The 21,494-nt window shown below is 69.2% G+C and carries 20 protein-coding genes; 6 read left to right on the forward strand and 14 right to left on the reverse strand.

The window, feature by feature from the left end:
* Positions 1 to 27: 27 nt before the first annotated feature.
* From IPG61_14305 to IPG61_14320, 4 genes are read right to left on the reverse strand one after another with little or no spacing between them, the layout of a single operon-like run.
* Entirely contained in the window at positions 28 to 465 is a 438-nt protein-coding gene (locus tag IPG61_14305) for a CGGC domain-containing protein (GenBank protein MBK6735219.1), read from the reverse strand.
* 59 nt (positions 466 to 524) lie between these two features.
* Positions 525 to 998, reverse strand: coding sequence for a PaaI family thioesterase (locus tag IPG61_14310; protein ID MBK6735220.1), 474 nt, complete (start codon positions 996 to 998; stop codon positions 525 to 527).
* The gene (locus IPG61_14315) at positions 995 to 1,417 is read right to left on the reverse strand and encodes a NifB/NifX family molybdenum-iron cluster-binding protein (GenBank protein ID MBK6735221.1); all 423 of its coding nucleotides are present in this window, start codon (positions 1,415 to 1,417) and stop codon (positions 995 to 997) included. The genes IPG61_14310 and IPG61_14315 overlap by 4 nt, the downstream gene beginning before the upstream one ends.
* The gene (locus IPG61_14320) at positions 1,414 to 1,770 is read right to left on the reverse strand and encodes a DUF134 domain-containing protein (protein ID MBK6735222.1); all 357 of its coding nucleotides are present in this window, start codon (positions 1,768 to 1,770) and stop codon (positions 1,414 to 1,416) included. The genes IPG61_14315 and IPG61_14320 overlap by 4 nt, the downstream gene beginning before the upstream one ends.
* 132 nt (positions 1,771 to 1,902) lie before the next feature.
* Here IPG61_14320 and IPG61_14325 point away from each other — a divergent pair, with 132 nt between their 5' ends.
* Entirely contained in the window at positions 1,903 to 2,838 is a 936-nt protein-coding gene (locus IPG61_14325; protein ID MBK6735223.1) for a hypothetical protein, read from the forward strand.
* A 9-nt stretch (positions 2,839 to 2,847) separates the two neighbouring features.
* On the opposite strand, the gene IPG61_14330 is transcribed toward IPG61_14325, so the two are convergent.
* The 3 genes from IPG61_14330 to IPG61_14340 all read right to left on the reverse strand — a co-directional run bounded on the left by IPG61_14330 (position 2,848) and on the right by IPG61_14340 (position 5,690).
* Positions 2,848 to 4,584: a tetratricopeptide repeat protein gene (locus tag IPG61_14330; protein MBK6735224.1), complete on the reverse strand. Its 1,737-nt coding sequence runs from the start codon at positions 4,582 to 4,584 to the stop codon at positions 2,848 to 2,850.
* Positions 4,581 to 5,042, reverse strand: coding sequence for an iron-sulfur cluster assembly accessory protein (locus IPG61_14335; GenBank protein MBK6735225.1), 462 nt, complete (start codon positions 5,040 to 5,042; stop codon positions 4,581 to 4,583). Before IPG61_14335 ends, IPG61_14330 begins: the two co-directional genes overlap by 4 nt.
* A gap of 231 nt (positions 5,043 to 5,273) precedes the next feature.
* Positions 5,274 to 5,690: a BrxA/BrxB family bacilliredoxin gene (locus IPG61_14340; protein MBK6735226.1), complete on the reverse strand. Its 417-nt coding sequence runs from the start codon at positions 5,688 to 5,690 to the stop codon at positions 5,274 to 5,276.
* Between the two features lie 215 nt (positions 5,691 to 5,905).
* Between IPG61_14340 and IPG61_14345 the strand changes: the two genes are divergently transcribed.
* The gene (locus IPG61_14345; protein MBK6735227.1) at positions 5,906 to 7,252 is read left to right on the forward strand and encodes a cytochrome ubiquinol oxidase subunit I; all 1,347 of its coding nucleotides are present in this window, start codon (positions 5,906 to 5,908) and stop codon (positions 7,250 to 7,252) included.
* Positions 7,252 to 8,277: a cytochrome d ubiquinol oxidase subunit II gene (cydB, locus tag IPG61_14350; protein ID MBK6735228.1), complete on the forward strand. Its 1,026-nt coding sequence runs from the start codon at positions 7,252 to 7,254 to the stop codon at positions 8,275 to 8,277. The genes IPG61_14345 and cydB overlap by 1 nt, the downstream gene beginning before the upstream one ends.
* Here cydB and IPG61_14355 read toward each other — a convergent pair.
* From IPG61_14355 to trxA, 4 genes are all read right to left on the reverse strand, one after another.
* Positions 8,271 to 9,224: a cation transporter gene (locus IPG61_14355; GenBank protein ID MBK6735229.1), complete on the reverse strand. Its 954-nt coding sequence runs from the start codon at positions 9,222 to 9,224 to the stop codon at positions 8,271 to 8,273. The two genes, cydB and IPG61_14355, sit on opposite strands and share 7 nt — an antisense overlap.
* Positions 9,225 to 9,255: 31 nt before the next feature.
* On the reverse strand, positions 9,256 to 9,738 hold the full coding sequence (locus tag IPG61_14360) for a nucleoside deaminase (GenBank protein MBK6735230.1): 483 nt from the start codon (positions 9,736 to 9,738) through the stop codon (positions 9,256 to 9,258).
* Positions 9,735 to 10,673 carry a sulfatase-like hydrolase/transferase gene (locus IPG61_14365; protein ID MBK6735231.1) on the reverse strand — a complete coding sequence of 313 codons (939 nt, stop codon included), beginning with the start codon at positions 10,671 to 10,673 and terminating at the stop codon, positions 9,735 to 9,737. Before IPG61_14365 ends, IPG61_14360 begins: the two co-directional genes overlap by 4 nt.
* Before the next feature lie 192 nt (positions 10,674 to 10,865).
* Positions 10,866 to 11,189: a thioredoxin gene (trxA, locus tag IPG61_14370; protein MBK6735232.1), complete on the reverse strand. Its 324-nt coding sequence runs from the start codon at positions 11,187 to 11,189 to the stop codon at positions 10,866 to 10,868.
* Between the two features lie 264 nt (positions 11,190 to 11,453).
* Between trxA and IPG61_14375 the strand changes: the two genes are divergently transcribed.
* Positions 11,454 to 12,827, forward strand: a complete 1,374-nt coding sequence (locus tag IPG61_14375; protein ID MBK6735233.1) for a sigma 54-interacting transcriptional regulator — start codon at positions 11,454 to 11,456, stop codon at positions 12,825 to 12,827.
* Positions 12,828 to 12,840: 13 nt separating this feature from the next.
* Complete coding sequence (locus IPG61_14380; GenBank protein ID MBK6735234.1) at positions 12,841 to 13,524, forward strand: hypothetical protein; 684 nt, start codon at positions 12,841 to 12,843, stop codon at positions 13,522 to 13,524.
* A gap of 14 nt (positions 13,525 to 13,538) precedes the next feature.
* Here the strand turns inward: IPG61_14380 and IPG61_14385 are convergent, their stop codons facing one another.
* The 3 genes from IPG61_14385 to IPG61_14395 all read right to left on the reverse strand — a co-directional run bounded on the left by IPG61_14385 (position 13,539) and on the right by IPG61_14395 (position 19,589).
* Positions 13,539 to 13,748, reverse strand: a complete 210-nt coding sequence (locus IPG61_14385; protein ID MBK6735235.1) for an Arc family DNA-binding protein — start codon at positions 13,746 to 13,748, stop codon at positions 13,539 to 13,541.
* A 1-nt stretch (position 13,749) separates the two neighbouring features.
* On the reverse strand, positions 13,750 to 14,616 hold the full coding sequence (locus IPG61_14390; GenBank protein MBK6735236.1) for an SPFH domain-containing protein: 867 nt from the start codon (positions 14,614 to 14,616) through the stop codon (positions 13,750 to 13,752).
* 215 nt (positions 14,617 to 14,831) lie between these two features.
* A complete protein-coding gene (locus IPG61_14395; GenBank protein MBK6735237.1) occupies positions 14,832 to 19,589 on the reverse strand; it encodes a carboxypeptidase regulatory-like domain-containing protein in 4,758 nt (1,585 codons plus the stop codon).
* Between the two features lie 474 nt (positions 19,590 to 20,063).
* Between IPG61_14395 and IPG61_14400 the strand changes: the two genes are divergently transcribed.
* The gene (locus IPG61_14400) at positions 20,064 to 21,458 is read left to right on the forward strand and encodes a hypothetical protein (protein MBK6735238.1); all 1,395 of its coding nucleotides are present in this window, start codon (positions 20,064 to 20,066) and stop codon (positions 21,456 to 21,458) included.
* The last annotated feature ends 36 nt before the right edge of the window (positions 21,459 to 21,494 follow it).

Raw genomic sequence — 21,494 nt, forward strand, 5'->3', positions numbered from 1 at the left:
GAATGGGGGGGCGGAAGGGATCCGCCGTCAATCGTAAGCCCGACGCACCGCTTCATCGGCACGCGTCGCCGCCAGGTGCGCGTCCCAGCGCTGCTCCACCCAGGTGTTCAGGCTGCCGTGCAGCAGCCAGTATTTCTGGGGGATGGGATGGGTGCCGACGACCACGCGCAGGCCGAACTTCTTCGGGATCATCTCGACGAAGTGGTCCAGGTGCGGGCACGGCGGGTAGCCGACGATGAAGCCGGTGGCCAGGTGGACCACCTCGGCGCCGTTGCGGACCATCTCGTCGGGAGCATCTTCGATGTTGCCGCCCGGGCAGCCACCGCACGTGGTGAAACCGACCAGTTGGACTTCCTGGTCTGCGTAGGCCGCGAAAGCCCCGGCGCGGTCGTGAAGGGCGCGCAGGCACTTGCCGCCGGCGCAGGTGTGGTAGCGATCACAGATGATGATGCCGATCTTCGTCATGGCCTTCCTCCGGTGGATCCCGCGTTCCTCCGTGCGGCGCCGCCCCGCGCGGCCGCCGGTCAGCCCGTTGTCGGGCGCTGCCGACTCCTGTCCATGAACTTCCCGGCCGCGCGCACCACGACGCGGCTGTCCTGACGGATCTCCGCCTGCAACACGAAAAGGTGCCCGCGCGCGCGCAGGCACCAGGCCGAGATCTCGACGGGGCGCGCTATCTGGACACCTTCCAGGTAGCGCACCGTCAGTTCGGCCGTGACGGCCGTGACCCCGCGTGCAAACAGGCAGTTGGTCATGGCGCCGTCGACCAGTGCGCAGATGATGCCGCCGTGCAGCAGGCCCGGGTAGCCCTCCAGCGCCGGGTTGCCCACAAATGGCGCCGTGACGCAGCCGTCGTCGGCTGTGCGGAACTGCAACTGCAGTCCGGAGAGGTTGCCGGCGCCGCACACCAGGCAGCCCGCATGTTCGGCGCGCTGGGTAGAACTGTGCAGCGCCGGATCCACTTCGCGTGCCGGAGGCGTGGATGGGGGTCGGCTCACGAGTGCCCGCCGTGGCACTGGTGGCCGTGGCCGGGCGACCCGTCCTGTCCGGGCGATCCATGACCGTGGCCCGCGCAGGCCGCCGCCGCCGTCATCTCTGTCAGCGTCCCGCCGATGAAGGCCTCCAGCGCCCCCGCAATGGTGCCCTGGTCGGTCCGCCAGACGCGGACACCCGCGGCCTGCAGGCGCGACAGGGCCCCGGCGCCGATGCCGCCGACGACCACGGCGCCGACATCCTGGCCGGCGATCGCCGCCAGCGGCTGGCAGCCGCCGTGGCCGTGATGCTGGTTGGCATTGACGATGACGCGGAAGGCGCGGCTCTCGCTGTCGATGATCGCGAAACAGGGCGCCGAACCGAAGTGTCCGCTGACGGGGCTGTCGAGCCCCTGGTCGGCGGCGATGGGGAAGCAGATGTTCATGGTTCCAGCCTTTCGATGCCGCAGCGGTGGCCGCAGCGGTGGCGGCGTGGGCCGCCGGGTGTTCCGGTGACAACGGGACCGCCCTCGATCAGCAGGGCGCGGCCGTGCGTGAGCGCGTCGGCCGTCTTCCGTCGTGCCGATTCGAGGATACGCCCGAAAGTCGCCCTCGAGACCCCCATGGAAGCGGCCGCATCGGCCTGGTACAGGCCTTCGAGGTCGGCCAGGCGCAGGGCTTCGAACTCGTCAAGCGTCATGGTGATCTGCTCGAGGTCGCGGGTCGGGATGCCCGCCGGCTTGAACACGGCGACAAGCGGCTTCCCGGCGATACGGCGGCAGCAGGGGGGTCTTGGCAAGGCGTCACCTCGTTCCCAATTATGAGCATATGCTCGAAATTGTCAAGGCCGCCGGCGGCCGTGGCGGAACCCGTTCGCGGGTGCGATCTTCCCCCGGTCGGCGTCGGTGCCGGCGCCGCCCGGGGAGCCTTCGTGCCTGTCACCATCCTCATCTTCATCGACGGCCTCGGCTGGGGGCCCTGCGATCCGGCCACGAATCCGCAGCACGCGTACGGGGGCGAGGTCTTCCGCTTCGGCGAGGCGGCGGCCGCCCTCGCGGCGCCGGTCCCTGCCTTCGGCGGCGGCTGGGCGCGCGCGATCGATGCCGTGCTCGGCGTGCCCGGCATTCCGCAGAGCGCCACGGGGCAGACCACGCTCTTGTCGGGTGTGAACAGCCAGGCCGCCATCGGCCAGCATCTCACGGGATTTCCGAACGAGGCGCTGCGGGCGATCCTGCTCGAGCATTCGGTGCTGCGTTCGCTGGCGCGACGCGGCGTTCCGGCGCGCTTCCTCAACGCGTTCCGCCCGCGTTTCTGGGAACTGTCGCGAGAGAAGCAGCTGACCCTGTCGGCCACGACAGTGGCCAACCTGGCGGCCGACCTGCCGTTCTTCACGCTGGACGACGTGGCGGCGGGCCGCTCCATCTACCAGGACTTCACCAACGCCGAGTTGATCGCACGCGGCTTCGATGTGCCGCCGGGCACGGCAGCGGGTGCGGGACGCGTGCTGGCCAGGGCGGCGCGCGAAGGCGGCGGGTTCACGCTCTACGAGTATTTCCTCAGCGACAAGGCGGGACACACCGGCGACGCGGCGGTCATCGCCGGCGAACTGGCGAAGCTCGATGCCTTCGTGCGTGCGGTGCTCGACGAGCTGGGCGACGACTTGTCGCCAGGCACGGCACAAGGCACCGCGCAGGTGCTGCTGACCAGCGACCACGGCAACCTGGAGGACGCGACCACGCGCCGGCATACGACAAACCCGGTGCCGCTCCTGGTGTGGGGCAGCGGCGCGAGGGAGACGGCAGCGGCGGTGAGCCGGCTGGATGAAGTGGCGCCCGCGATCGTCGCGCGCCATGTCGGGGAGTACTGACGAGGGAGTTCAGCGCGCGGCGTCGAGCAGCAGCAGGCGGTGCTCCATCTCGCGCAGCGGCTGCAGGTCGCCCTTGCGGCTGGCCACAGTGACACCGTCGCGGTACGTCGCGGCGGCCTCCTCGGCGCGGCCCAGGAGCTCCAGGACGCGGCCGTGCGAGAGGTAGAGCGCGCTGTTGTCGGGCTGCGCGGCGCGCGCGCGACCGAGCAGCGGCTCGGCTTCGGCGTGGCGTTCAAGTGTCGCCAGTGCGTTGCCGGCGCCCAGCAGCGCCAGCGGGTCTTCCGGATCCAGTTCGAGCACCTCGGCGAACATCGACAGCTTGCGGGCGGCATCGCCGCGGCGCGCCACGGCTTCGGCAGCGGCCCGTTCGGTCGCCTCGCGCTGGTCGTCGATGCCGGCGAAGCGCTTGAGCGTGGCCAGTTCGCGCTGTCGTTCGGCTTCCTGCCGGTCACCGAGCTTCATGTAGAACAGCGACAGGTTGGTGTGGACCATCGGCTCGTCCGGGGCCAGTTCCTCGAGCTGCTTGAAGATGTCGATGGCCTCGTGGAAACGCCCCGACCGGCCCAGGATCACGCCGAGGGCCTCGGCGGCCTCGCCCAGCGAGGGGTCGGCGCGCAGCGCCTGCTGCAGCAGCCCGATGGCGCCGTCGTCGTCGCCGCGGCTGAACAGGTACACCGCCCGCTCGTGCAGCCGGCGCGCGAGCTCGCCGCCGCCGGCTGCCGCGTGCAGGGGCGAGAGGCGGACCTGCACCGTCGCGTTCGCGCCGCCGGCCAGGCGAATCGCCAGCTCCCGCCCGGGAGTGCGATGCGCGCGGTCGAGGAAGGCCAGGGCCACCGGCGCCTGCCAGATGGCCGACCAGCCGGCCGAGGCCCAGGTGCCGATCGCCTTTCCGTCTTCCGTGTGCACGGGTACACCCGGAGCGTCGACCGCCGGCGCCTGTTCGGTCCCGGCATCCTCGAACAACAGCACGCGCACCGCTTCCGGCACCGAGCCGTAGGTGCGCACGCGCGCCACGACTTCCTGTCCCAGGTAGCAGCCCTTGGTCAGGCTGACCACGCTCTGCTCCAGCCCCGTCTGCGCCAGGCCGCGACGTCCGGGCAGGTAGTCGACACCGTGCTGCAGGCGCCCGGCCTCCAGGCAGAGCCAGCGCCAGGCTTCGACTCCGGCTGCATCGGCCGGCCAGTCGACCAGGCCGCCTTCGAGGGCAACCCGCGCCACGGCCGGCCCGAGCGCGGGCATGGCGCCGCGTCGCTGCAGCACCAGGCTGCCGGGATCACCCGTGAGGGGCAGTTCGGCGGTCCAGGTTTCTGCCGGCGCGGAGGGACCCCCGGTCAGTGCGCGCAGGCAGTCCGGGGCGGCGGGGCCCAGCAGCAGCCAACCGTCGAAGTCGGTCGAGACGTCGTCGATGAACACGTCCTCAGTCACGACGTGGGCGCGGAGGTCGTCGGCGAGCGCCGCCGCCGCGTTGCGGTCGACGACGAGCATGTAGGCGGCAAACGGCTGGCCGCGATCGGGCAGGCGCACCAGCGTGAACTCGGCGAGCAGCGCGCCGGCACGGTTGAGCCGCGCCGAAGGCTGGCCGCGGCCGGGTGCCAGGGCCAGTACGTCGCTCGTCACCTGGGCCTGGAGGAAACTGCCGGCGTCGGGCCCCGCTGCGAGCAGGGCCGACAGTCCCGGAACGCCGTCCCAGCGGCTGAACAGCCCGCGCTCGCGCGCGAGCCGGCACAAGCCGCCGGCGGTGTTCATACCGCGAAGCTCTCGCCGCAGCCGCAGGTGTTGGTCGCGTTGGGATTGCGGAACTGGAAGCCGCGACCGGTGAGTCCGGGCTGGTGGTCGACCGTGATGCCGCGCAGGTAGATGGCGCTCTTGCGATCGAGATAGACCTCGAAGCCCTCGTGGGCGACGACGATGTCGCCATCACGCCGTCCGTCGAACTCCACCTTGTAGGTCAGGCCCGAGCAGCCGCCACCGGCCACGCCCAGGCGCAGGCCACGTCCGTCGATGCCCTCGGCGGCCAGCAGGCGCCGCACTTCGGCTGCGGCAGCCGGCGTGAGGGACACGACTTCGTCGATGGTGTCCGTCGAGGCGGCCGGCTCTGCGCTCACCGGCGCCGGTTCCGCAGCCGGGCCGCGGGCGCTTCCGCCGCGCACGAGTTCGCCCAGCGGGCGCACCGGCCCGAGCTCACCCGCCGGCAGCACCAGCATGTCGTGCTTCTTCCAGACGCCGAAGCGCGCGGCGCGCTGCAGGTAATCGTCGATGCTGCGGCCATCGTGGCCGTCGACATGGACGTCGGCGTCGTGGAGCACCAGGCGCTCTTCATCCAGTACGTCGCAGCGCCCCACGTAGACCGTGTCGCCGGCCTGCGCATAGACGGTGATGCCGTGCAGCTCACCCTTGTCGTTGTGGAATGTTCCCATGTGTCCTCCTTGCGGCGGTCAGCAGTAGTCGGCAAAGGCGTCGGACAGTTCGCCCGCGACCGTCTCGGCAGCCTGTCCCTCGATCAGGTGCCGCGGAACGAAGTGCACGAGCACACCGTCCTTCAGCAGGGCGATCGACGGGCTGCTCGGCGGAATGTCGCCGATCAACTGGCGCGCACGCGCCGTCGCCTCGAGGTCCTGCCCGGCAAACACCGTGGCCACGCGGTCGGGCCGCTTGTTGTTGTTCATGGCGAGCTTCACCGCGGGGCGCGCACTGCCGGCGGCGCAGCCGCAGACCGAGTTGACCAGCAGCAGGGCCGATCCCTGCTTCTGGGCGAACCAGGCGTCGACCTCGGCGGGCGTGCACAGCTCCTGCACGCCGGCGCTCGTCAGTTCGGCCCTCATGGGGGCCACCAGCTGCTCGGGGTAAGGCATGATCCTGCATCTCCTTCGGCGCGCCCTGCGGCCGGGCTGCGGCATTGTCCAGGTCGGCGGCCTTTCGACCGCGCGGTTTCATATCCCATGCTCTGACAATGATATAGAAATGATTACACTAATTGTCAAGTTTAATGACCGGGCTGCCGGTCGGCACAGGTTGGGGTAGATTGACGCCTGTCATCCGCCGGATCTTCCGCAAGCCGAGGTACCCCATGGACCTGGTCCTGCTGTCACGCCTCCAGTTCGCGATCACCATCGGCTTCCACTACCTGTACCCGCCCCTGAGCATCGGCCTGGGCGTGGCTCTGGTGGTCATGGAGGGGATGTACCTCAAGACGCGCGAGCCGCGTTATCGCGAGCTGTCCCGGTTCTGGGTGCGCATCTTCGGGCTCATCTTCGCCTTCGGCGTGGGCACCGGCATCGTCATGGAATTCGAGTTCGGCACGAACTGGGCGCGCTACTCGCGCTACGTCGGCGATGTCTTCGGCAGCGCGCTCGCCGCCGAGGGCATCTTCGCCTTCTTCCTCGAATCGGGCTTCCTCGCCATCCTGCTTTTCGGCTGGGACCGCGTGGGCCCGAGGATGCACTTCCTGGCCACTTTGATGGTCTGCCTGGGCGCGCACTTCAGCGCCGTGTGGATCGTGGTGGCCAACAGCTGGATGCAGACGCCCACCGCCTACCGCCTGGTCGAGACGGCCCAGGGCACGCGCGCGGAGATCACCAGCTTCTGGGGCATGGTCATGAACCCGTCGTCGGTGGACCGGCTGGCCCACACCATCATGGGCTGCTGGCAGGCGGGCGCGTTCTTCGTCGCCTCCGTGGGCGCCTGGTACCTGCTCAAGGACCGGCACCACTTCGTGGGGCGAACCTCCATCGCCATCGGGCTGGGCCTCGGCATGGTGGCCTCGGTGGGGCAGCTGGCGACCGGGCACGCCAGCGCCGTCACCGTGGCCGAGCACCAGCCGGCCAAGCTGGCGGCGTTCGAGGGCATCTACGAGTCGGGTACGAACGCCGACCTGACAGTGCTCGGCTGGGTCGATGAAGAGAACCGGACGGTGCACGGCATCCGGGTGCCCGGCCTGCTCAGCCTGATGGTGGGCGGCAGCCGCGACACCTTCATCAAGGGCCTGAACGACATTCCCGTCGATGAACGGCCGCCGGTGCAGGCCAGCTTCCAGCTCTACCACCTGATGATCGCCATCGGCATGACGTTGATCGCCCTGTCGTGGGTCGGCGGCCTGCTGGCCTGGCGCGGCGTGCTCTTCCGTTCGCGACGGCTCCTGTGGGTGATGGTGTTCGCGGTGCTGCTGCCGCAGGTGGCGAACCAGGTGGGCTGGGCCGCGGCCGAGATCGGCCGGCAGCCGTGGATCGTCTACGGGTTGATGCGGACCGCCGACGCCGTCAGCCCCACGCTGGCGCCCGGACAGGTGCTGTTCTCGCTGATCCTGTTCACGGTGATCTACCTGGCCCTGTTCATCCTGTTCTTCGTGCTGCTCGACCACAAGATCCGGCAGGGGCCGCATGCGCATCCCGCGCCCGGCGCAGGGGAGGTGCACTGATGGAAGGTCCTCTCCTCAATGTGGTCTGGTATGCGCTGGTGGGCATCCTGCTGGCGGGCTATGCGGTGCTCGACGGCTTCGACCTGGGTGTCGGGGCCCTGCACCTGCTGGCGCGGAAGGACGGCGACCGTCGCGTGTTCCTCAACGCGATCGGCCCGTTCTGGGACGGCAACCAGGTGTGGCTGGTGACGGGCGGCGGCGCCCTGTTCGCGGCCTTCCCCGACGTCTACGCGACGGTCTTCAGCGGCTTCTACACGGCCTTCATCCTGCTGCTGTTCATGCTCATCTTCCGCGGCATCTCCATCCACGTGCGCAGCCTGCGCCCCGGAGCGCGCTGGCGCGCGGCCTGGGACGCCGCCTTCTGGGGTTCGAGCGTCTTCGGCTCGTTCATCATCGGCGTCGCCATGGGCAACCTGGCCTGGGGCGTGCCGGTGGACCCGGACTTCAGCTACCGCGGCAACCTGCTGCACCAGCTGCATCCCTACGCCCTGCTCACCGGCGCCACGGTGGTGGCGCTGTTCATGATGCACGGCGCCATCTTCCTGGTGATGAAGACCGAGGGCGAGCTCAACCAGCGCGTGCGCGGCTGGGTGCGCCCGACCATCATCGCCTTCGTGCTGATGTACGTCCTGCAGACGATGGCGACGCTGCTCTACGTGCCGCGCCTGGCCGACCCGTTCCGCGAGCAGCCGTTGCTGTTCCTGGTGCCGGCGGCCAGCCTGCTGGCCATCGCCAACATCCCGCGCGAGGTGTACCGCGGGCGCGAGCTCGCGGCATTCCTCTCGTCTTCGGCGGCCATCCTGCTGCTGTTCCTGCTGCTGGGCCTGGGCATGTTCCCGGAACTGGTGCACGGCAACGGGCCCTCGGGCACCAGCCTGACCTGCTTCAACGCGGCCAGCTCGCCGCTGACGCTGCGGACGATGCTGATCCTGGCCGGAATCGGGATGCCGCTGGTGGTGGGCTACACGTTCCACATCTACCGCGTCTTCCGCGGCAAGGTGAAGCTGGACGCGATGTCCTACTGAGGGCCCGGCGCGCAGGGCGCGCTGGGGCAGTCGTTGCCGGCGCGTTCCCATTGCAGGGTGACGTGCGCGATGCCGAAGCGCTCGCCTAGCTCGTGCGTGGCGCGGGCGATCAGCGCGTCGTCGCCGCCGGGGTCGGGCTTCACCAGGTGGGCGGTGAGCGCCACCTCGGTCGTGCTCATGGCCCAGACATGCAGGTCGTGCACCGCCGTCACGCCCGGCAGCGCGGCAAGGCAGGCACGGACGTCCGCGGCGTCGATGCCGACGGGCACCGCATCCAGTGACAGGTCGAGCGATTCCTTCAGCAGACCCCATGTACCAAACAGGATGACCACGGCGATCACGAGGCTGACTGCCGGGTCAAGCCAGGCCCAGCCGGTGGCCACGATTGCGGCACCGGCCGCCACCACGCCGAGGGAAACCGCTGCGTCGGCCGCCATGTGCAGGAAGGCGCCGCGCGCGTTCAGGTCGTGCTTGCGGCTCGAGAGGAAGAGCAGGGCCGTGGCGGCGTTGATAACGAAGCCGATGCCCGCGACGATCATGACGGTGGCGCCGGGCACCGGTGTGGGCTCCTGCGCGCGCCGGATGGCTTCCCAGGCGATGCCGCCGACGGCGACGAGCAGCAGCACCGCGTTCAGCAGGGCCGCCATGATCGACGAGCGTCGCCAGCCGTAGGTGCGCCGCAGCGACGGCGCGCGCCGCGCCAGCCGGTTCGCGCCCCATGCCAGCAGCAGTCCCAGCACGTCGCTGAGGTTGTGCCCGGCGTCGGCCAGCAGCGCCAGCGAGCCGGTCACCAGGCCGGCGCCGGCCTCCACGGCCACGAAGGCGCCATTGAGCACGATGCCGACCAGGAAGGCGCGGCCGGTCGTGGCCGCCGTGCCGTGGTGGTGGCCATGGCCATGGTCGTGCCCATGCCCGTGGTGATGGTGGTCGTGCCCAGGGTGACCCACAGCGAACCTCGGGACGGTGCCGGCGGCGCGATCAGTAGGGAATGCGGTCGTCGTTGGCGTGCCACTGCTTCAGCAGGTGCCGGCAGTCTTCGGCGTCGACGCCGGCGTTGACCGCGAACCCCGGCGGGCGCCTGCCGGCAAGCACGTCGTAGATGGCGGCGTCGTCGAAGCCGACAGCCGCGGCATCGCTGCGCGAGGCCCCGAAATGCAGGCGGTCGAGCCGGGCCCAGTGGATGGCGGCGAAGCACATCGGGCAGGGCTCACAGGTGGCGTAGATCTCGCACCCGGACAGGTCGAAGGTGTCGAGGGCGCGGCAGGCCGCGCGGATGGCCTGCACCTCGGCGTGGGCCGAGGGATCCTTGAGCCCGACAACCTGGTTGTGGGCCCGCGCGATCACGCGGCCCTCGCGCACGATGACTGCGCCGAAGGGGCCGCCGTCGCCGGCAGCCACGCCGGCCGCGGCCTCGGTGATGGCCGCGCGCATCAGGCGGACGTCGGACGTGGACTGGCTCATGGCAGTCTCCCTTCCAGGTAGAAGACCTCGAACACCTTCTCGTGGAAGATCGGGCCGTGGCCGAAGTAGCCGTCCTCGCCGAACAGTTCGCCGTGGTCGGACATGATCATGAAGTAGGTGTTGTCGGGGCAACGGTCCATGAGGCGGCCCACCACGCCGTCGAGGTGCTCGACGCAGGTGACCTGCTTGTCGTAGAAGGCGCGGAACTGCTGCGGCGTGAAGAACTCGTCCTGCTTGCGGTCCTGCATGACCTCGGACGGATTCTTCAGGAATTCGTCGAGCGACTTGAAGACGCCGTGCACGCCGCTGATGTGCGGCAGGTCGCCGGCCGTTTCCCCCGGCAGCAGGTACGGGTAGTGGGTCTCGCCGGTGTTGAGGAACCAGAACGTGGGCTGGTCGGTCTTCGCCTCGATGCGCCCGACGGACAGGGGCACCTTGCCTTCGCGCGCCACCGTGCCGCCGTCGAGGATGATCGACAGATCATTATGACTGGGCGCCAGCTCATAACGGTCGAAGTGCTGGCTGAGCGATGTCATCGGATTGAGCACCGGCAGGCTGACTACGCCTTCGGTGCGGTAGCCCTGCGACTTCAGGAAGTGCGGCAGCGAGAGCCGGGGGACGAACTTGCCGAACTCGACATCCTTGATGTTCAGGCGGTTCGACCACAGCGCGAACTCGTCGCGATACACATCGGAGGCGAAGACGCCGCGGGGGCTCTGGTGCGGGATCATCCCCATCAGGAACGTGAAGTGGCTGGGGCTGGTCCAGCTGGCGTAGCTGTAGCGCTTCTCGGCGGTGCCCAGGCGGTCCAGGTTCGGCGTGCGTGCAGCCTGGTAGGCGTCCCAGCGGCAACTGTCGAAGACGATGAAGAAGATGTTGTTGGGTCGGTCATTGCCGCCGAACAGGCGCTTGACGCCGCTGATGATGCCGGCCATGGGAACCTCGCCGCCGCTGGGGATTGGTCTTGCCAGTATGCCAATGTCGCGCACCTGCGCCTCGGCGGCAAGCGCGAGGGGAGGGAACGGATCGCGGGGGACGGAGCCGGGCGCGGGTGATCGGGAGAAGAAAAGGCCGCCGCCCCTGAGGGCGGCGGCCGGAGCCAACGGTGCGACAGGGCGTGTCGCGGATTACATCGCGTCGGTCAGCGCCTTGGCCAGTTCTTCCTTGGGCTTCAGGCCGACGAAGCTGCCGACCTGCTTGCCGCCCTTGAACAGGAGCACCGTGGGGATGCCGCGGATGCCGAACTGCGCAGCCAGGTCCTGGTTGTCGTCGACGTTGACCTTGCCGACCTTCGCTTTGCCGGCGAACTCGCCCGCCAGCTGCTCGATCGTCGGGCCCAGCATCTTGCAGGGGCCGCACCACGGGGCCCAGAAATCGACGAGCACCGGGACGTCGCTGCCGGTCACCTCGGTGGCGAAGTTCGCCACGTTGAATTCCATCACGTTGGCCATGTTCTGCTCTCCTTATTTCCGGGGCCCGGCGGTGCCGGGTCCAGCCTGTTGAGGTCCTTGCACGGGCAGGAATACGCACAGCCCGTGCCGGAACGGCCGTCACCCCCGCCGGATCGCCGATTTTTGTGTAAAGCCTTGCTGGTAAAAGCATTATCCCATCATCGCCGACGGGCGGGGGCGGGCGCCGGCCGGCCGGCGACTTGACGCGGCTGTTGCATGCATCGATATTGTTGCAACGGAATCGTGGCAACAACGGAGGCGGCCATGGGAAGCAGGGAGACCGGGACCGGGCTGGCCCGGCTGGTCGGCGCGGTGCGGCAGGACAGCCTGCTGGAACTGCTGGCGGCGCTCAACGAGGGCCTGCTCGTGCTGGACCCGCAACTGCGCATCGCGGCCATGAACCCGGCCGCCGAGGCGCTGTTCGGCCGCTCGGCCGCCGACCTGGCCGGCGTGCCCGTGTGCCGCCTGTTCGGCGAGCCTGCCTGCCCGCGCGATGTGCTGGAGGAAACGCTCCTGTCGGGGGCGCCGATCGTGGACTACCAGACCACCATCGACCTCGGCGGCGGCCGGCGGGGCCACGTGGTGCTGCGGTCGGCCTCGCTGCGGGGCGATGACGGCCGCGGGCTGGGGGTGGCCCTGCTGCTGGGAGACGTGACCGAGGTGACGGACCTGCGCAAGCTGGTGACCGGTCGCGACCGCTTCGGTCGCCTGGTCGGCCGCGACCCGCGGATGCGCGAACTCTACGCTCTCATCACCGACGTGGCCGGCTCGGGGGCGACCGTGCTGATCCGCGGCGAGAGCGGCACGGGCAAGGAGCTGGTGGCGCGCGCGCTGCACGACAACAGCGGACGGGCCGCGGGTCCGTTCGTGGCGGTCAACTGCTCGGCGCTGACCGAGCAGCTGCTGGAGAGCGAACTGTTCGGCCATGTCCGCGGCGCCTTCACCGGCGCGGTCGGTGACCGGCGCGGCCGGTTTGCGGAGGCGAGCGGCGGCACCATCTTCCTGGACGAGATCGGCGACGTCAGCCCGGTCGTGCAGGTGAAGCTGCTGCGCGTGCTCCAGGAGCGGGTCGTCGAGCGCGTGGGCGACAACCGGCCGCTGCCCGTCGACGTGCGCGTGGTCTCGGCCACGCACCGCGACCTCGAGGCGCTCGTGGCCACCGGCCGTGTGCGCGAGGACTTCTACTACCGCATCAAGGTGGTGACCCTGCGGGTGCCGCCGCTGCGCGAGCGGCGCGAGGACATCCCGCTGCTGGCGGCGCACGCCCTCGAGCGCTTTGCCGTGCGCGACGGCCTGCCCGCCGCGCCGGCCCTGACCGAGCCGGCCCTGGCGCTGCTGATGGCCCACACGTGGCCGGGCAATGTGCGTGAACTCGAGAACGCGCTGGATCACGCGCTGGTGCTGGCCCGTGGCGGGCCGGTGACTGCGGCGCACCTGCCGCCGGAGTTGCGGGAGCCGGCGCGCGGCGGCATGGCCGCGCCGCGGCCACCGGCGCACACGACGCAGGAACGGGAACTGCTCGAACGCGCACTGGCGGCCACGGGCTGGAACCGTACGCGGGCCGCGCGCCGGCTGGGCATGGATCGCAGTACGCTCTGGCGCAAGATCCGCGAGTACGGGCTGCAACCGACAGAATGACGGGAGGCGGGGCATGGCTTGGAACGGGAAGAAGCTGGCGGGCCTGGGCTGCGGCGTGCTGGTGGTCGGCGCGATCGTCGTTGCCGGCGCCCTGACCTGGTACTCGACGCAGTTGTCGCGAGAGTACAAGAAGGTCCAGAAAAGCGAACAGGCCCTCATCGCCGCCACTGCGGCGCCGACGGCCTTTGCACCGCCGGTCGACGGCGTTCCCGGGCCGGACCGTCTGGAGGCGTTCCTCGGCGTGCGATCCGCGACGGCGGAGTGGCGCCAGCGCCTTGCCGCCGAGGACCGTCGCTTCGCCGGGAGCGCGAGCAACTGGTGGAGCCGCGCCGGCGGCGCCAATGACCTGGCACAGGTGCTGGCGTCCTTCTGGGGCGTGCGCAACGAGGCGCTCCAGGCCGCAGGGATGGGGCCCGGCGAATACGTCTGGCTGTACGGGCTGGTCTACCACGGCTGGCTGGGGCATGACGCCGCCGCCGGCCGGCGTCCGGAGCGGCAGGGAGCAGGCGACAAGGGTGCGGGCGATGCCCGTTTCGCGCTGCGGCGCGAGCAATGGCGCGAGGGTGTCACGCCGGAAGCAGCCGCGGTCCTGGAGCCGTTGCGCGAGCGATTGGCCGCCGGGTGGAACGAGGAGACCAATCCCGTCGAGCTCATCTTCGTGGCCGATGACGCGCCGGCCGTCGAAGAGCGGCAGTAGCGGCAAGGTCCGGGCTAGATGGCGGGCGGTTCACCGGAACCGCCCGCCTCGTCGTCGGGTCCGGGGCGCGCGGCCCGGCGGCCGGCGCGGCGCCGGGCGACCGCTTCCCGCAGCAGGAACTCGATCTGCCCGTTGACGCTGCGCAGGTCCGCATCGGCCCAGCGCCGGATCTCGTCGTAGAGTTCCGGGCTGAGCCGCAGCGGGAATGCCTTGCGTTCACTCATGTCACGTGTACAGCGTGCCCGTGTTGACCACCGGCTGGACGGAGTGGTCGCTGCACAGCACGACCAGCAGGTTGCTGACCATCGCGGCCTTGCGCTCGTCGTCCAGGTGCACCAGGTCGCGCGTGTTCAGTTCCTGCAGTGCCATCTCGACCATGCCGACCGCGCCCTCGACGATCTTCTTGCGCGCGGCGACGACCGCACTGGCCTGCTGGCGCTGCAGCATGGCGTGCGCGATCTCGGGCGCATAGGCCAGGTGCGCCAGGCGCGCCTCCATCACCTCGACGCCCGCCTTGCCCAGGCGCTCCTGCAGTTCGCGCTGCAGATGCTCGCTCACCGAGTCGGTGGCGCCGCGCAGGCTCACTTCGTCATCGCCGGCGTCGTAGGGGTAGGCGCTCGCCAGATGGCGCACCGCCGACTCGCTCTGGATCTTCACGTAGTGCTCGAAGTTCTCCACCTCGAACAGGGCTTCGGCCGTGTCGTGCACGCGCCAGACGACCACCGCGGCGATCTCGATCGGGTTGCCCGACAGGTCGTTCACCTTCAGGCGGTCGCCGTTGAGGTTCCGCGCCTTCAGCGACAGCTTCATCTTCGTGTAGAACGGATTCGTGTAGCGCATGCCGCCCTGGCGCGTGGTGCCCTTGTAGTCGCCGAACAGCAGCAGGGCGACGGCCTCGTTCGGGTTGACCACGAACAGGCCGGGCAGCAGGAACAGCGAGGCGAGCAGGCCCAGCGAGCTGCCGACGATCCCGACGACGTGGTGCCGGACCAGCGCCATGATGAGCAGGCCGATCGAGCCGAACAGCAGGATCATCAGGAAGAAGAACATGGCCCAGCCGGACATCGTGGCGATCTGTTTTTCCTTGTGCATCGCGAGCCTCCTCGGCCGTTCCGCAGGATCGGGTGGTTGCCGGTGTTGATGTTAAGATGATATCACAGTGAGATCGGGGCCGCAAGGGGCCACATGAAAATCACCAGAAGCCATAAGTTGCTATTTTTGAATAGATTACCACCCAAGATGATGTTACTGGCAAAAAAGGGGCGGCGGCCTTCCGGCCGCCGCCCCCGCTGTGCGAAGGACTCGGGTTACTTCAGAAGCAGCAGCTTCGAGGTCGCCATGGCGCCACCGCTGCTCACGCGGCAGTAGTACGCGCCGCTGGAGACCATGCGGCCGGCGTCATCGGTGCCGTTCCACACGGCCGTGTGCGTGGCCGCTTCCATGGTCTCGTCGACCAGGGTGCGGACCAGGCGTCCGGCCACGTCGAAGATCTGCAGCGTCACGTGCCCGCGCACCGGCAGGTCGAACTTGATGTTCGTCACCGGATTGAACGGGTTCGGGTAGTTGCCGGCCAGGGCCAGCACACTCGGCACGGTCTCGTCATCGACGCCGGCCACGTACGGCGGCGCGTAGACGATCTGCAGGCACCACTGGTTGAGCGTGCCCGTGTCGCCGCCGGCCTGGTCAGCCACGGTCAGGCGCCACGTTCCCTGCATGTTCTGCCCGAGCAGCGAGCTCAGGTTGCCCGCGGGGGTGAAGTCGCCCGGGAACCAGCCGGTCAGGTTGTCCGTGCCGGAGCCGGTACGGTTGTGCAGGACCACGCTCGTGCCGGCGGGCGAAACCAGGGTGACCACGAGGTCGCCGCGGTAGGTGTGGGTGATGTTCGTGTAGACCTTGATGGAGCCGATGACGCCGGCCGTCAGCACGTCCATGGTGCTGTTGACGGTGGTGTTGTCGGCGATCGCCAGGGCCGGCGAGACGCACTGGTCGAGCTGCGTCGTCGAGTTCATGGCGAAGTCGACACCGGTGCGGGTCTCGCCGCTCGTCAGCGTCACGACGACGTCGGTGGAGGCGTAGCCCGCCTTCGCCGCGTGGATCGTGTAGGCGCCGGCGAACAGGCCGCTGAGCGTGTACGAGCCGTCGGCGGCCGTGGTCGTGGTGCCGCCGTTGGGCGACGCCGAGATCACGATGCCCGCATGGTTGGACTGGCCCGCCAGCAGGGCGTGACCGGTCACCGTGCAGCTGCCGATTTCCGGAGTCGTCAGCCAGAGGATCGCGTTCTCGAGCAACTGGTAGCGGCCGGCGGCGGCAGCCAGGTAGTTGAAGCAGAAGAACACGATCTGGCCGCCCTCGGGCGCCGGGTTCGGATCGTAGGTGATCACGCTGGCGTCCGAAGCGTAGCTGGACCAGGCCAGGGGCCGGGCCGCGTCGGCCAGGGGCGCCATCGCATCGCTGTCGCCGTAGCCCGCGTAGGTCAGGTCCAGCGGCACGGCGGCGGCGTTCGGGTTGTTCAGGATGAAGGCCGCGGCGTCGTTCACCGTGATGGTGCCGGCGCTGTCGGCGTTCCAGTCGGTCGAGTGCATCACGCTGGTGGCGAAGGCGGTGTCGCCGTACTGGTCATAGCCCAGCTCGCCGCCCTCGAGCAGGATGTGCCCGCCCGTCTGCGCGAAGGCGACCAGGCCCGCCTTGAGGGCAGTGTTGGCCAGCGTCTCGGTGTTGTCACCGCAAGCCAGGATCACCAGGTCGTAGTCGTCGAAGGTCGCGGGATCGGCCGCGGCAGCAGTGACCGACGTGACCGAGTAGCCCATCTCCTCGAGATCCAGCAGCATCTGGGCCGCACTCTTGGCGACGGGAGCGGTGTAGCCGGCAGCCAGCAGCTCGTCGTCGAGCTTGCCGCCGAACTTGGCCGCCTTGTCGGCACTCTTGGCGCCGTCGTCGATCAACAGCAGGTCGCCCGCCGTCGGGTCGAGCAGGAAGCCCTTGATGGTCTCGGGCTCCTCGATCGTGACCGGAATCGTGACCGGCTTGTGGTGCCAGGCGCGCACCTGGATGTTGTACGTGAAGTACGGCAGCGCCGACGTCACGAACGTTCCGTCCACGCCGCTGGTCGTCTCGGTGTACAGGGAGCCGTTGTCGGAACGGTACACGCGCACCGTGCCCTGCAGGGGCTCGTTCGTCACCGAATCGAAGATGGAGCCGGAGAACACGCCGCTCGGCGCGGCAGCCAGCACCACGTCGTGCGTATTGGCGCCGTAGTTGATGAACTGGGCCGCCTCGTAGTGCAGGTAGCCGAAGTGGTCCACCACGACAGTGTAGTCGTCGACGAGGATGTCCTCGGGGGCCGACCAGGCGCCGCCGGCGCCACTGACCACGGCGAAGACCTCGGTGAGGGTCTCGTCGAGCAGGCGCACCGTCACGCCGACCATCGGCGAACCGGCCGAGGTGACCGTGCCGGTGAGCTGGCCGTAGGCCTCGATGATGTTGAAGTTCTCGGTGTACACATTGTAGCCGCTGACCGCGATGGTGCCGGCCACGACGCCCAGGCCGGTCGGCGTCAGCGCCAGGTCGGCGGCCGTCGTCTCCAGCAGCGTCCCGTTCGGCAGGCGCGCGTACAGCGTGGCACCGGGTTCGGTCACCGACGCGTGCAGCGTGCCGGGCAGGTTCAGCGCGAAGGCATCGCTCAGGCCGATGCCGGTCGTGACCGTCAGGTCCGGAGCCGTCAGCGTGGCGGCGTTGACCGTCACCTGCTCGGTGAACAGGCGGTAAGTCTCGGCCATGTCCTGGCCGACGATGTCCAGCGTCGGGCCGTAGGCGGCGTTGACGTTGACCACGGCCACACCGGCAGCGTCGGTCAGCACCGGCGTCGTGGCGTAGTCGAGGCCCTCGGCCCAGACCGAGATGCCCGGCAGGGGCAGCGTGCCCTCGGCATTCATCACCGTGACGGTGATGGCGGTCGGGACGTTCACGTCGATCACGGTCGGGTTGATCGTCACCGTGGCGGGCACGATCACGTTGATGTCGGTGATGTACGGGATCTTGTTCTGCGCCGTCACCACGAGCTTCATGGGCACGCCGGGCGTGAGCTCGCCGAAGTAGGTGACGTCAAGGGTACCCTTGGCGTTGACGGTGCCGCAGCCCATCAGGACGCCGTTCTGGGTCAGGCCCACGTAGCTGCCGGTGGCCGCGCCGACCGAGATCGACGTCTGGCCGACGAAGACCGTCGCCGGATGGGTCACGGTGTTCGCCGTCGGCACCAGGTAGGTGCTCAGGCTGGGGTCGCCCAGCAGGTTGTAGATGTTCCAGTAGTAGGTCGTGCGCGAGGAACCGGACTCGGAGACGGCCAGGTTGCCCGAGAACACGAGCGCGTCGTTGGTCACGTACCACAGGTGCTCGGCCTCGCCGGACTCGTGGAACATGCCGTCGTAGGCGCCGATGCCCGTCGCCAGGATCGGGTAGCCGGTGCCGTTGATCTGGCTCGAGGCGTGGAAGCCGACGCCCCACCAGTAGTCCTCGTCCCAGTAGGTCGAGTTCGAGGCGCCGATGTAGCCCACGGCGCCCTTGTTGGCGGCGCGCAGGAAGGTCTCGCCGAAGCACTCGGCGTAGTCGTAGGTCGACGTGAGGCAGCAGTTGCCGATGGCCAGCGTCGGCTTGCCGACGTTCGTCATCGCGTTGATGTTCGCCTGCGTCATCGTCGGGTCGGCCCAGCTGGTCTCGCTGCCGTGGGCCGTGTAGTTGATGATCGACACACCGTCGTTGACCGTCTGGATGACGGCGGCCTCGACCGCGCCGTTCGAGGCGGGGTAGAGCCAGGTGTTGCTGGTGATGCCGTGCGCGGCGTTGAAGTAGTTGTTCGTGCCGTAGTTGATCTGGCCGTTGCCGTGGGTCGCGGCGTAGGTGCCGTCCACGCCGGCCATCATCGTCACGCGGTTCAGGTAGCTGGGATCCGGCATCGTGAACTGGTCGTACATCATCGTCTTGTCGAGCTGGGCCTGCAGCTGCGTCGGGTTGGTGGCGCTGAAGCGGCCGTAGTACATGTCGGGGATCAGGTCCGCGTCGACCGCGCAGTAGGGGCGGTCGGTGGCGTCGCCGGCCTCGGAGTAGGTCGGCAGCTCGGCCACGTCGCCGACGAACAGCACGAAGCTGGGCGCGGGCAGTTCCGGGGTGGCGTTATTGTAGAGGCCGTTCAGGTAGGCCTCGATGGACGTGGTCGTGGTGCCCACCGCGGGCGTGCCGGTCACGGCCATGATGACGCGGAAGCCGCGCTGCGTCTTCCAGGCCACGAAGTCGGCCATCTGGCTGGCGAACGCGGGCGGGGTCACGATGACCATGGTCACGACGTCGCCCACGCGGTCGGGATACGCGTCGTGGAAGGCCTTCGTGCCGGCCATGCCGGCATAGAGGCTCTCGAAGAACGGGCTGTAGGTGCGGGCGATCAGGTCGGTGGCGTAGGACTTGTCGACATTGTCGAAGGCGACGTCGACGTCCATGCTGGTGACGACTTCGATCTCGTTCTCGGTCGGGAACCAGGTCACCGGCGCGATTTCCAGGCGCGCGAAGTCCATGGCCCGCAGGCGGCCCTGCGGCAGGATCGTGGCCGGCTCGCGGCTGACGACCTTCTGCATGTAGGCGGCCATGTCCTGCACGAAGGGCAGGTTGTCCAGGTCGGCGCTCTTGGAGACGCTGGGCTGGGCGGGGAAGATCGGGCGCGTGATGCCGTAGTCGGCCAGTTTCACGCGGGTGGTCACCACGTTGCGCACGCTGACGCGCGCGGTCGCGCCGGCAGGCACCGCCACCAGGCGGTTCATCTGCGGCAACTCGGGTGCCCCTTCGATCATCGAACTGTGGAAGCCCGGGATCGCCAGGCGGGTGAAGACGCCGCTCTTGGTGGCGATGTCGGTGGCCTCGAGCTCGCCCACTTGCACGTGGAAGCTCAGGCCGGTGCCTTTCTCGGCGGTGACGGCGAGCGCCGAGGCCTGGTCGCTGACCTTGATCGGCGCGGCGACGGCCAGGGTGGCCGAAAGCGCGATCAGCGCCAGCATGAGAGACAGCAATCTCCTGCGCAGCATGTTTCCACTCCCCTGTATCACACGACCCCCACAGGCCGAAACGACACGCCGCACACCTGGTGCACTGCGCGTCGCGGGACGCCTCCAGCCGGACCCGGCCTGCGCTGGTCCGACCTGTCAATGCTATCACGTCTTGGATATGCAAAGAAAGAATCAACTAGCGACTTTTTGCTGTTTTGTCTCGCGAGTCCGCGACACTCAGGACCACTGCGGCAATAATCGCACGATATCAAATATGAGGAAAAGCGTTACAATTAGGGACGATTCCGTGATGGCTGCGCCGACCCGGGTGCGCCTCGCTGCCGAAGCACCCGCGCGACTTTCCGGTTTGAGTTTGGCTTTTTGTCATGACCTACCGGTGCGCCGGTGATATGATAGCCATCGTTCAGGCGTCCCGGTGGCGCGGCCGGCGGGCCGCTGCAACGCCGGATTCCACCCCGTCTGCGGGCGCAGCCAGGCGCCCGGCGAGGCAACATGCACGCAAGTCTTCGTCTTTTCTGTCTTCGTCTGTTCTGCTGGTGCGCCCTCCTGGTGCTGCCGGCCGGCGCCGCCGATGCGGCCACCCGCTCCTTCACCTTCACGGCCGCCGACCAGGGCGCCGTGACCGGTCTTTCGGTCGTCACCGCCTTCACCACGACCGTGCGCAACACGGGCACCGTCACCGACACCTACACGGTCACGACGGTCAAGGAGATGCCTGCCGCCTGGAGCTGCTCGCTCTGCGAAGGCACCATCTGCTACCCGCCCTTCATCCAGCAGATCTCCTTCAACCTGGCGCCCGGTTCCGAGACCAACGTGGACATCGACCTGACGCCCCTGGCGGTCGAAGGCGCCGGCGTGGCGCACGTCACCGTGGCCAGCCAGGGTGACCCCTCGCTGGTGAGCTCGCGGGAGTTCCGTGTCGTCACGACAGGCGTGGAGGTGCTGCTGGTCGACGGCGACGGCGGCCAGTCGCTCGAGGACTTCTATGCGCCGGCGCTGGCTTCGGGCGATGTGACCTGGGCGCGCTGGCCGCGCGACGAGGCCGGCATCCTGACGTCGCCCGAGCTGGATGGCTTCACGGGGGTGATCTGGTTCGGCGAGGCGATGGAGCCGGCACTGGACGAAGCCGACCGCTCGGCCCTTGCCTACTACGTGCAGCACGGCGGCACGCTGCTGCTGTGTGGCCAGGACCTGGCCTGGCAGGCGTGCAGCCCGGCCAGCCCGTGGTACTCGTCGCAGGCCGCGGCCTGGTTCCAGGTCGTGCTGGGCACCGCCTACGCCGCGGACGCCACCGGCGCGGTCGAAGTGGCCGCGTTGCCCGCGGCCCCGTTCGGGAGCAACTGGTTCAGCGGCACCCTGAACGGCGCCGGCGGCGCCGGCAACAGCACCAGCCCCGACGCCCTGACGGCCGTCGGTGCCGGCGCGCTGGCACAGACGTATCGCAATGGGAATTGGGCCGCCGTGACCTCCACCTGGGGAGCGGGGCGCTCGTTGTTCTGCGGCTACGCCGTCGAGTCGCTCGGCGCCTCGGAGGCTTCGCTGTTCCTGCACGGTTTCCTGGACTGGGCGCTGGGGCGGGCCAGCGGCGTGGATGACGTGGTGCCTGCGGCACCGGGCGGCACGCTGGCCGTGGCGCCGAACCCGTTCAATCCGTCGACGACACTGCGCTTCCATCTGGCCGCCTCGGGCACCGTGCAGGCAGAGATCTGCGACCTGGGCGGCAGGGTCGTCCGTCGCCTGGCGCGCGGCGTGATGGCGGCAGGACCGGTGGTCCTGGCCTGGGACGGCCGCGACGACGCGGGCTTCCCGCTGCCGTCGGGCGTCTATGTGGCGCGCGTGACGGGCGCCGGCCCGGCGCGCACGGCGAAACTGGTTCTGGCAAAGTAGGGAACGAACCTGCAGGTGGCTCGCGGAGCCGGGGAC

Source organism: bacterium (genome assembly GCA_016703265.1).
GTDB lineage: Bacteria > Krumholzibacteriota > Krumholzibacteriia > LZORAL124-64-63 > LZORAL124-64-63 > CAINDZ01.

What these genes read in the sequence shown, in the direction of transcription:
- IPG61_14305 (MBK6735219.1), bottom strand. Translation starts at nt 465, where the DNA reads ATGACGAAGATCGGCATCATCATCTGTGATCGCTACCACACCTGCGCC.
- IPG61_14315 (MBK6735221.1), bottom strand. Translation starts at nt 1,417, where the DNA reads ATGAACATCTGCTTCCCCATCGCCGCCGACCAGGGGCTCGACAGCCCC.
- IPG61_14330 (MBK6735224.1), bottom strand. Translation starts at nt 4,584, where the DNA reads ATGAACACCGCCGGCGGCTTGTGCCGGCTCGCGCGCGAGCGCGGGCTG.
- IPG61_14335 (MBK6735225.1), bottom strand. Translation starts at nt 5,042, where the DNA reads ATGCTGGTGCTGCCGGCGGGTGAGCTCGGGCCGGTGCGCCCGCTGGGC.
- IPG61_14340 (MBK6735226.1), bottom strand. Translation starts at nt 5,690, where the DNA reads ATGCCTTACCCCGAGCAGCTGGTGGCCCCCATGAGGGCCGAACTGACG.
- IPG61_14345 (MBK6735227.1), top strand. Translation starts at nt 5,906, where the DNA reads ATGGACCTGGTCCTGCTGTCACGCCTCCAGTTCGCGATCACCATCGGC.
- cydB (MBK6735228.1), top strand. Translation starts at nt 7,252, where the DNA reads ATGGAAGGTCCTCTCCTCAATGTGGTCTGGTATGCGCTGGTGGGCATC.
- IPG61_14360 (MBK6735230.1), bottom strand. Translation starts at nt 9,738, where the DNA reads ATGAGCCAGTCCACGTCCGACGTCCGCCTGATGCGCGCGGCCATCACC.
- IPG61_14365 (MBK6735231.1), bottom strand. Translation starts at nt 10,673, where the DNA reads ATGGCCGGCATCATCAGCGGCGTCAAGCGCCTGTTCGGCGGCAATGAC.
- trxA (MBK6735232.1), bottom strand. Translation starts at nt 11,189, where the DNA reads ATGGCCAACGTGATGGAATTCAACGTGGCGAACTTCGCCACCGAGGTG.
- IPG61_14375 (MBK6735233.1), top strand. Translation starts at nt 11,454, where the DNA reads ATGGGAAGCAGGGAGACCGGGACCGGGCTGGCCCGGCTGGTCGGCGCG.
- IPG61_14380 (MBK6735234.1), top strand. Translation starts at nt 12,841, where the DNA reads ATGGCTTGGAACGGGAAGAAGCTGGCGGGCCTGGGCTGCGGCGTGCTG.
- IPG61_14385 (MBK6735235.1), bottom strand. Translation starts at nt 13,748, where the DNA reads ATGAGTGAACGCAAGGCATTCCCGCTGCGGCTCAGCCCGGAACTCTAC.
- IPG61_14390 (MBK6735236.1), bottom strand. Translation starts at nt 14,616, where the DNA reads ATGCACAAGGAAAAACAGATCGCCACGATGTCCGGCTGGGCCATGTTC.
- IPG61_14395 (MBK6735237.1), bottom strand. Translation starts at nt 19,589, where the DNA reads ATGCTGCGCAGGAGATTGCTGTCTCTCATGCTGGCGCTGATCGCGCTT.
- IPG61_14400 (MBK6735238.1), top strand. Translation starts at nt 20,064, where the DNA reads ATGCACGCAAGTCTTCGTCTTTTCTGTCTTCGTCTGTTCTGCTGGTGC.